This window comes from Massilia rubra, from assembly GCF_011682065.1.
Classification (GTDB): Bacteria; Pseudomonadota; Gammaproteobacteria; order Burkholderiales; family Burkholderiaceae_D; genus Telluria_A; species Telluria_A rubra.
In genome coordinates this window covers 1-9866 of sequence record NZ_VUYU01000053.1, presented here as the reverse complement: position 1 = coordinate 9866, position 9866 = coordinate 1, and the positions used below count along the sequence as shown (strand labels likewise).

Sequence of the window (9866 nt, the reverse complement as noted above, 5' to 3'; positions counted from 1 at the left end):
TGCGGGCTTCCTTTGGGTGGGCATGTGACGTTGCATTGATATTATTTTCGAGCTGCGGCGGCGGGCGTGGGAACGCTTGCCGTTTTGCCGGCGAGATGCTGTTCCAGGCGCTCGACCAGGGCGGCATAGCCGCGCCGGCGCGCGCAGGCGAGGGCGTCTTCGCCGCGCTTGTTGCGCAGTGTCGGGTTGGCGCCTTCGGCGAGCAACAGGTTCAGCAGGTCAAGATTGCCGGTCGACGCCGCCATGTGCAGGGCGGTCTCGCCTTGCCCGTACGTGGCATCGAGCGGGACGCCTTGCCGCACCAAGCGCTCGGCCAGCACCATCTGGATGGCGTGCTGCTGCGGCGGCGGCAGCGCTTGCAGCGCCAGGCTGTGCAGGGTCGTGCGGCCGCCATCGGCCACCACGCGCGGATCGGCCCCGCGATCGAGCAGCAAGGTGGCCATCTCCAGCGGCGGCGTGCCCAGCGCGTAATCCAAGGGCGTGCCGCCGCTGGCATCGCGTGGACTGTCGGGCCGGGCGCCGGCGTCGAGCAAGATCGTCACGGTCAGGGCGTCGCCGCCGGCCACCGCCGCCAGCAGCGGGCTGATGCCGGCGTGGCAGATGTTGGGGTCGTCGCCCGCATTGAGCAGTTTTTTCAGCAGGGCGTGACGGTCCTTGCCCAAGGCCATGAAAATACGCGGGGCGGCGCCGGGCCGGAAGTTGCGCGCGGTGTCCTGGAAAGCGTCGCCGCTGGTCGGCGCTTCCGTGCAGCGTATGGCGGCGCTCGCTGGCTGGCGTACTGGGGCCTTGGCCTGGGCCGGGGCAATGGTGACGAGCATGACGAGCAAGGCCGCTCCGGCCATCCGGCGCATCACCGCGCGCCTCCTTTGATGTAGTCGGCCTGCGCCTGGTTCAAGAGGCGCTTGACCGAGTCGTACTTGGCCTGGCTGAGCAGATGCCGCGCCGCCTCCAGCTGGTCCAGCGACAGCACGCCGTTCGCGTACATCTTGTCCATTTCCGTGCGCAGCTTGATGATGGCGAACGAGGACATGACTTCCGGATTGAGCGCGGCCACCATCACATCAAGCACCGGGCCGACCGAGCGCACCACGGCGGTGCCTCTGGCGGCGCGCAACGCGGCCTGGCTGCCGGCCATGTCCTTGGCGGTCTTGGCCGAGGCCGCGTCGACCAGGGCGCCTTCGGCCTGCATGTACTGGCGGAGCCGGGAGTTGGAGAAGGTCGGGGTCTTGGTGACCAGGTTGCTGGCCTTGTCGCCGAGCACGTCGGCGTAGGGGCCAAGGGACTGCCGATGCCTTACTGCGGTAGCTATATCAACGATCCGTGCCTGTCCAGTCGAGCGTGTCGCATGGGGGCGGCGCGACGTCTCGGGAAGCCACGCGGTGTATAGATCTACTCGACGGCCCAGTCCTCAAGGAGAAGGCGCGAGCGTATGCCTGGATCGGCAGGTCTGTCGCTTTCATTAATCCACGTGAGTTGCGATGCAGTGTGCAAGGCTGCGGCATTCTCCAGAAATGTGCAGCACGCCAAGTGTTTGCCCATGTAGATAAACAGCATGGGCAAATTCTCAGGGTGGTACTCGCCCAAAAATTCCGCATGCTCTTCAATGTCCAACCAAAGCCATGTATCCTCGTCCAAGGCTCGTGAAGCAACAGAATCAAAGGCTGGGCGGATATGGCGACAGCGGGTGCACCACGCTTCCGCGCCGACCACGATCAATAGACGTGATTGCGGGGATTGCAGGCGGGCGGCCAGTATGCGGGCGTCGTTCCATGGGTCTAGCATGTGGCTCATGCAGTGCCTTCCAAGCGCATAATTTCCTTGATTTCATCTACGCACCTCAATTGCATCTCCGCTGGGGCGCGGACAGAGATGAAAAACAAGGAATCAAGGGTTTGAAGATGTTGAGAAGCAACGCCACGCTCGGCTTGGCTATCCCATTTCATATTGTCAAGAATGGGCGTGACCGCAATCGGTTGGCCCTTAAAATAGCGCTGTCCGGTTGACAGTGAAAGTTTGCAATTTGAAATAGCTTCTGCGTTCGGCAATACGAGCCCAAAATCCGCATCGATCGGAGTCGTATCAAGCGTGGCGTCATATGACATGCTTGGTTCCTCCAGAGATAGCCCGGACTCGACAAGGTCGATGCCAGTAATAACTTCCCAAACCCAGCCTGCATAGCGAGCGGTTGCCGAATTTGCCATTTGTTCAACAACGAATCGCAAATGAACGGGATCACCATGGTGCAGGACGAAATGCAGCGCACTTCGCACAGGCATTGACTCCAGCATTTTGTACAGGTCGCTTGTTCCTGGTTTAATCATCCAGGCAAGGTGTTGTATCCAACGGGAGAGGCGGCGCCTGGCCTGTTTACTATGCCATCCAGTGGCCGTTGATGACAGTAAAATTTGGCTGCGGATGCTCTGCTTTAAAGTTTCAACACCCAAAATAGTGAGATCTTTATTCGACCTCTTACCATGATGCACTTGATTCGCGCGCAACTGAGCCAGCCGTGCTATCGAAATTGCTGCTTGACTGCGTACGGCAAGGTCGCTGTCACTTAACGCGTCGATCAGTAGATCTTCAATTTCCTCGTCCTCGTCCTCTAAAGCGGCAAGCCGACAGGCAGCTGCGCGAACATGACGGTCTGAATCTCTTAAGAGCTCATTCAGGGGCGTTTGTAGCCAGAGGGCGCTGTCAGACGACAATGGGGCAGTAACCAGACAGGTATTGATCAGGTACAGAGCGCGCAGGGCGACTACGAACCTGACTGAACTGCTTCCAGACGCCGTCCAATTTTTAATGACACGTTCCGCCCCTTCCGACGGGACCCATGCCAGCGCACTGATAGCACCGCGAAGCAATTCATCCGGCTGTTCTTCAAGCTTCGACGCTAGTGCATCTAACTGCTCCGTATCCTCTGCAAGCATTGCAGCGCAACTGCACGCAAATGCTTCTCCAGGTTTCATCCAGCGCTCAAGTGCGGCCATTGCAACGGGCAACGCACCAATACCTGCCACAGAGATCCCGTCAAGATGGGCTCGCAATGTGCTGTTGAAGCGGAGAAGATCGGAAAAAGCGACGGTTGTAGACCGTTCCGATGCGTCGATTTGGGACCAATAGAATGCGCTGTCTTCAACGTGTCTACGTACCATTGCTGGAATGATTTTCCGATTTTTCTGAAGAAGCATGCTGGATCGTAAATAGTATAGAAAATTAGAATTCTGGAGTCGAGCAACAAGTCAACCAAAGAAATGTTCTGCGAAAATTAGCCATACTAGCCTTCAACAAAATCGAACGCGCTGAACAATCTACGCCATTTGGTACCGTCATGAAGACACGCACCATATGGCCCTACTGTTAGCATAAAACGTCCGTCCGGGCTGATATCGATGCGCCCACCATTCGTTGGGTTCGGTGCATCTTCTTCCACTTCTTTTAGAGGAACGACTTTTTTCTTCTTTTCGTCAATCGTAAATATCCCTTGTTGGGAACCGAGATATAGCCGATTATTGAACCAGAAAGCATCTACTGGATGAAATCCGGCGGTCAAATTCGCGTCCGCAATCTTTTCCCACTGGTCAGTGCGACCTGCCCAAACGCTTCCGTTGAGTTCAGTTATATATACAATCCCATTTTCTGCGCAACAAACCGTTTCTAAACTTGCATTTGTTGGAATTGGGCAGTTATGCCACTTCTTGCCATCAAAACGCCATACGTCGCCGTCGCCGCCAACGGCATACATGTCATTCTTTGCAAACGCGCTCATGTCATTGAAGCCGAGGGTAAATACGAAATCGGTTGGTGACGTTAGGTCGGTGGGCATGGGAACACCTTTGCCTTCTGAGCCAAGTTCTATCCATTGATTCATGTCGATGCGGCGATAAATTTTACGAAAACTCCCTATCGCATATACTTCTCCGACAGCGCGCACGACTTTTCGGATGGTCCCCAGCATTCCATTATAGGTAGACATGTCAAGAACCCTGTCAATTGCTTTCTCATCACCCTTGCGCTCCGAATGGATTGAGTGGACTTTGCTACCAGTGTCTACCGCAATATATACTCGTGGCTGTTCACTAGAGGCTATCGTCGTTTTGCTAAAAGCGTTGGTCTGGGAGCCGGTAAGTCGGGAATCAATCGGATTGTCCACTTTCATTGCAATGAACCGCGTCTTGGGACCGGTATCCGCATCATCATCATCGTCTCTCTCTTCGACTAAAACAAAGCCGAATTCGTATTCGCTTAAGATCGCACAGTCATAAAATGTGTATCCTGAGATGTATTTTTCCCATAACGGTACGTCAAAAATTTCTTCCATATAGTTCTCACGTGTTTTTCGTTTAAATTGAAATACTTGTGTCCAGCGGATCGCTGTCGGCGGGCAAATTCGGTCCGCCTCCGCCGCGGCCCGAGTGCGGTGTTACCATGGCATCATCGGGAAATACGCCACAATCTGGACCTTTTTTGTAGTATCCGGCCAATCTATCGTCGAGTTGATCCGCAAGGCAGTCTTTGTTGCATCCGAACATTCTTGCTAGCATATTTGTGATCAGGTTTCTCGCATCAATATAGCGCATATTGGGAGAATTTCTAAAAATCTTTATTATTTCCTCAGTACCCGCATGAGCAAACCCATGACTGCCGTTTGCATCCCTATTTGCGGTTCCTTCCAAGCAAATGGTTAATGCCTCATTTTCCTTGTATGTATCCCAGCATTTGCGAAGCCCTTGGCTTTTCATTGCTGTGACGGTTTTTTTCTTGTTTCCCTCGCCCACCGTCTCTGTTACCGGAGCGAATGTATCAAACATTGCATTTGGGATGACATGATGGCCGGTTTGACCTGGGCAGCATCCTTTTCCGTTCTCAGTGTCGCTAACCTTTTCATACGGAACCAAACGGCATTTTCTCGCTTTGATGCAAGGATTGGATTCAGCGACCGCAGCCATTAGCGTCGCCATCGCGTCTTCCATCGGGCCGGGTTTTTCCAATAGCAGTTTTTCTGACGCGATTGCTCGCGTTTTTTCATTGCCGTATGTAAGTAGATCAGTAACCAGGCCAGAGATGTCTTTACTTACAGTCGCTTTAAACTCCGCGGTATTAAATTTTTCCGCCCCTTTTTTTCCTCGCTTCGAGCCAGGTTTTCTCCAAAGGCCAGAGCAGTGGTCAGCTATCCATTGATTTTTATCATTGACCTTAAATTTGCTGTCTTTTTTAGCCTCGGCGTTGAGTTTGTTTAAAGCTGCAAATTTTGTTTTTTTTGGCGATTTCTTTTGTGGCCGGCCATTCCTCGTACAGTTGTCTTCCACACGTTGAGCGTCCGCCTTGCAGTTGGTGCCAAGATTTGCATTGTGAAAATATGGAAACGCAACCGTGTTTGATGTAGTGGGACCTGTTGATAAAGAGCCTGAAGCAACACTTGAGCTTGCAACCGGAATGGTAATCTGTGACGCGCTTTCGTTTGCACGCTTACGATTGCTGCTGCGTGTACTTGCTGTTGCCATTTGTTTTATCCGTGGTTATGAGTCATCGAATCGATATGTCGGCATACGTTCAAACCCTCGAATTTTACATTGGATGACCATCCAGTAAAATACGATTTTCCTTCGATAACACCGGATCTGATGCCTTTCTTAAATAGTTTTGTTGCCGGCAGATTTCCCACGCTGGTGGAAAAATAGGAAGCATTTTTTAATGCTACTGGCGTTCCACAAATGAATACTGTCGAACTTCCATTTTTTAGATGTTTAGCATACGAAAAATTGGGGTACGGAACTAGTAATTTCCCCGTCGGAGGACTCCAGCACAGATCGGGGAAAGCTCGAGATTTCCCTGCTGCAGCTTTGGAGGAAATTTGATTGTCGTTTGCATAAACTCTCGTATTCATTAAGTGCCGCTCCTAAACGTGGCTTCGTTTCACGATGACTGCGCTGCGCAGTCCATTATCGTTCGCTAAATTTAATAATCCGAATTCGCCGAGCTCCTTGGAATCCTGGAATAATTTATAAATATACGCCAGCATTGCCGGGCCGGTTGCGGCGCCCACTTCTCCTAAGCAGTCGGCAATTGTAAGCAGGCGTAGCATCGCGCCTCCCGTTGGTGTTAGACGAGTAATTGCATTCGACGCCTCTCGCGCAAAAAAAGATTCGCCATTTTGATCGGTAATTCTGAAGTCAAGTGCATTAAAATCGAGTTGGCTCATCTTCACTGCTGATCGAATGGCTTGCGTTAGTCCTTGCGATTTGCTGGGCACAGTTCCATCGACGCGCCCAGGCTCGTCCCCGGTGCCAAAACCGATGATCTGCAATTGATTTCTTTGCAGTGCATCAGCGCTGTTCGGTTGCTTATCATCGACAACTCGCTGCAACAGGACTGCAGCGGCAGCCTCCCCCGGAATGAAACCGTCTGAATTCCCCCTCACCTGCAAGCGCCCTGCCTGAAGATAGGCGTTTATAGTGGTAGCGTTCAGAAATGTATCGGCGCCAACCAGTAACACCTGTTCACAGTCCTGCAACTCCAGAAGAGCTGTCGCCTGTTTCAGCGCATTCGACAGCCCCGCTCGGCCCAGCGGCATCACGCCGGAGCGCGGGTGAAATTGCAAATTGAGTTGATCGACCGCCTGGCTGAAAACGCTTGCGTACCAATCGCTGTCATTGCCGCTGCGTTCGGGTTCAGGCGCTAACCAGACAAGCGGAACCTTGCTGAAATCCACGTCGTCGACCGAACTAAGGCAATCGGCAATAGCCATCGCAATCCAGCGGGCTAGCCTCCCTTGCCCCCAAACATTGTCGTCATCCAAACGCGCGACAAGTACGCGCTCGTGTTTCGCGGTCTTAAAATCGCTGTGTTGAAAGTGATCCATATTTGCGCGCATCGCGCAAACAGCCGCATCGAGATTGTATCCAACAGCGCAACAAAGTCCAGCGGCGCGAATTGCCAGCGTCATTGCTGCAGGCGTCTGAGCTGGTCCCGCGCCAAATTTGTTCCAGAAACCAGGTTTTGTTACCGAACTCATGCCATTCCTTCAATATCATCTGGTCCGTCACCGCATCCGTGGCAGCCGTCCGCCCCCGTCTTTTTTCGCTCCCACCACGCCGGGTCGACGGGACCGACTGCCAGCACCGAAAATTCCTGTATGCGACGGCGGATCGGAACGCTCGTTCGCCAGATTGCCGAGAAACTGCCTTTTTCGGTTTCGAAAAACAAGGTGTCGACCACAGGCGCCAGCATCTCGCTGCTGTAGTCGGTTCTTAGAATTCTCACTTGCAGGTCGTCCAGGCGCGGCAGCTTGAACCGCACATCCGGACGTCCCGCCATCATGTTTCGGAGGATGACGTCCTCACCGCCCTTGGGATAGGCAATCTGTTGATCTTCCGGTGCGCACTGATAATGTTGCTCGTTAAAATCCTCTGGCAGGAAGGGGAAAACTTCTTCCTCCCAGTGCTTGTCATAGGTTCCGACATACTGGCTTCGCGGCTCCCAGTGCCTGCCAACGGCAGACAATGCCACAGCTTTGTAATTCCCGGTCGGGCTGCTGATGTTCTCGTCGAGCGCCTGGAGAGTAGGGGCGGGTTGGCCGTCGAGGTCGCCACCTGTGCGTTTTCCGCCCCAGCCGATTCCGGCTGGATTACTAAGCATCGTTTCGGTCATGATCTCCGAATCGCTGCCCCAGCCTTTTTTGTAGGTAAGGGCACCGCCGAATGCTTGGCCAAAGTGCAAAGGCATGGACGTAAATGGCTGCGGTTTGGTAAGCGTGTACATCCCCAGCACTTTGCGCCATTGACGTTGCCCGATGACTTTGAGTCCTTTTTTCATTTGGCCAACCTGACATGCCACCGTCATTTCTTGTACGTCATTCCCATCGGGCGAATGCGCAAGCGAATCGAACAGCACGTCGCAGCGTGGCTTGAAGCGCGCAAAATCATCGCCGTACCGCATGGCGCTCAACCCTGGCTCGCCGAAAAACTCGTCACTGGGCGCCAGCGGCGATGCTGCTATCGGACGCGGCCGTTGGCCCGTCTCGGGAATTTTCCAACTGCCTTTCACAATGATCACGAGATGCTCCCGGCCATCAACGCCAATCGACGTTGTGATCTCCGCAAGCAAGTTTTTTGACGCGACTTGAATTTCCATGTCGCCCCTAGTTGACGTGAACCGAGCCGCCCAGAATGCGCTGCGTCGCGCTGGCTTGGCTGGTAATGTAGGTGCCGCGCAACTGGATGCGGCCATCCGCACTGAGGATCAGCGCGGCCTCGCCGCAACGCAGTTCGATCTCGTGCTCTGCGGTGAGTACCACGCGTTCGCCGTCAAGCAGTACGTCGGCAGGGGCGGGGGCGGGCACTGCCGGCGTTGCCAGCATCAGGCCCAGAATAATCGGCTGCATCGGATCGCCGTTTTCAAACCCCAGCGCCAGCGCCTGGCCGATGTTGCTCGGATCGAGCGGGCTGATACTGCGGGCGCGAATGCGGCTCAGGCCGAACGTGGCGATGCTGACCAGCGCGCTTCCGTCCGGCGAAATGCCGTCGAACGTGCCCACCGCAATACCATCCGCGCGCGCAGGGCGCTGCGGCGTTTGTACGATTACGTCGTGCAACAGTCCATCCGGCTGCGCTGATTCGGTGACCGGCAGGCTGCTGCCGGATTCTGTGGCTTGCTTCATCAGTTCTCCAGAATTTTCTTGCCGTTCAGCGTGATGTTGCCATCAGCCTTGTACACTTGCTCGTCGCTGGTGCCGACGCTGAACGTGTGGCCGTTAAAGATGATCGTTCCATCGGACTTCATGAGCAATTTCGCCTTGCCAACGGTGATCGACAGTTCATCGCCTGCAGTGATCGCAATGGAATTCTCAACCTGGGTGATCTGGCTCTTGCCGACAATCGTCGCCATGCTCATTCCCACGTTCAGGTCGTAGCCAAGCCCGACGTTATCCATGCGCGCCATGCCGACATTCTGGACCGATGCCAGGCCGATCGTTTCCGCCTTCATCATGGCAACATCGATGGTCCAGGCGCCGCCGATGGTATCGGTCTCGTTCTGCACCACCGTCTTGGTCCGGTTCGCCCCAATCGTGATGGTCTCGTTGATTCCCACATCCTCGGTCCGGTTGTCGCCGATGCTGATGGTCTCGTCGTGGTCGACCCGCTCCTTGCGGTTGTTGTGTACCGTAATCGTTTCATCACGGTCCACAGTCTCCGTGCGGTCGCGCTTGACGAGGGTGGTCTCGTCGCGGTCAATGGTCTTGCGGCGATCATTCCCAACCCACTTGTCCTCGTCGTGCTCGACCTCGGTCAGCTGGTCCTTCTCGGCATGCAGCCACAACTGTTCCTGCCCCTTCTTATCCTCGAAGCGCAGCGCGTTGGCGGTGTTGTAGTTGCCCTTCGGCGTGGAACGCGTCAGCACGCCGCTCTGGGTCTTGTTCTCCGGCAGCGTCCACGGCACCATGGTGTCTTCGTTCGGCACCATGCCGGTGACCAACGGCCGATCCGGGTTGCCGTCCATAAACTGGACGATCACTTCCGAGCCGATGCGCGGAATCGCCGTCACGCCGAAGTTGGCGCCCGACCACGAGGTGGCCACGCGGATCCACGCCGAGCTTTTCTCGTCGTATTCGCCGATGCGGTCCCAGTGGAACTGCACGCGCACGCGGCCGTACTTATCGGTGTGAATTTCTTCGCCTTTCGGCCCCACCACCAGCGCCGTCTGCAGCCCGTAAATCTTGGGCTCGATACTGTTGTAGCCGCGCCCCGGACGCCACGGAATCTGCTTGCGGATGCAGGACACGCGGTTTTCGTAGTACGACGGCGTTTCCACATTCACCTGGTAATTGTTGCTGGCCGTGTGGCGCACTTCCAGGATCAGGAAGTTTTTCG

11 protein-coding genes are annotated in these 9866 nt (G+C 55.0%); all 11 read right to left on the bottom strand.

What is annotated here, in order from left to right:
• Positions 1-41: 41 nt before the first annotated feature.
• A complete protein-coding gene (locus tag F0185_RS33690; protein WP_229477313.1) occupies positions 42-818 on the bottom strand; it encodes an ankyrin repeat domain-containing protein in 777 nt (258 codons plus the stop codon).
• 32 nt (positions 819-850) lie between these two features.
• On the bottom strand, positions 851-1261 hold the full coding sequence (locus F0185_RS33685) for a hypothetical protein (RefSeq protein ID WP_167232999.1): 411 nt from the start codon (positions 1259-1261) through the stop codon (positions 851-853).
• Between the two features lie 128 nt (positions 1262-1389).
• Entirely contained in the window at positions 1390-1791 is a 402-nt protein-coding gene (locus F0185_RS33680; protein WP_167232998.1) for a thioredoxin family protein, read from the bottom strand.
• Positions 1788-3188, bottom strand: coding sequence for a HEAT repeat domain-containing protein (locus tag F0185_RS33675; RefSeq protein WP_167232996.1), 1401 nt, complete (start codon positions 3186-3188; stop codon positions 1788-1790). The genes F0185_RS33680 and F0185_RS33675 overlap by 4 nt, the downstream gene beginning before the upstream one ends.
• An 86-nt stretch (positions 3189-3274) precedes the next feature.
• The gene (locus F0185_RS33670; protein WP_167232994.1) at positions 3275-4318 is read right to left on the bottom strand and encodes a beta propeller repeat protein; all 1044 of its coding nucleotides are present in this window, start codon (positions 4316-4318) and stop codon (positions 3275-3277) included.
• A gap of 22 nt (positions 4319-4340) precedes the next feature.
• Positions 4341-5501, bottom strand: a complete 1161-nt coding sequence (locus F0185_RS33665; protein WP_167232992.1) for a hypothetical protein — start codon at positions 5499-5501, stop codon at positions 4341-4343.
• 5 nt (positions 5502-5506) lie between these two features.
• The gene (locus F0185_RS33660) at positions 5507-5884 is read right to left on the bottom strand and encodes a DUF4150 domain-containing protein (protein ID WP_167232990.1); all 378 of its coding nucleotides are present in this window, start codon (positions 5882-5884) and stop codon (positions 5507-5509) included.
• A 12-nt stretch (positions 5885-5896) separates the two neighbouring features.
• Positions 5897-7012: a hypothetical protein gene (locus tag F0185_RS33655; RefSeq protein WP_167232988.1), complete on the bottom strand. Its 1116-nt coding sequence runs from the start codon at positions 7010-7012 to the stop codon at positions 5897-5899.
• Entirely contained in the window at positions 7009-8130 is a 1122-nt protein-coding gene (locus F0185_RS33650; protein WP_167232986.1) for a DUF2169 family type VI secretion system accessory protein, read from the bottom strand. Before F0185_RS33650 ends, F0185_RS33655 begins: the two co-directional genes overlap by 4 nt.
• Positions 8131-8137: 7 nt before the next feature.
• Complete coding sequence (locus F0185_RS33645; RefSeq protein ID WP_167232984.1) at positions 8138-8656, bottom strand: DUF6484 domain-containing protein; 519 nt, start codon at positions 8654-8656, stop codon at positions 8138-8140.
• Positions 8656-9866 (bottom strand): type VI secretion system Vgr family protein (locus F0185_RS33640; RefSeq protein ID WP_167232982.1); only part of this gene is annotated, 1211 nt, incomplete at its 5' end. The genes F0185_RS33640 and F0185_RS33645, both read right to left, overlap by 1 nt.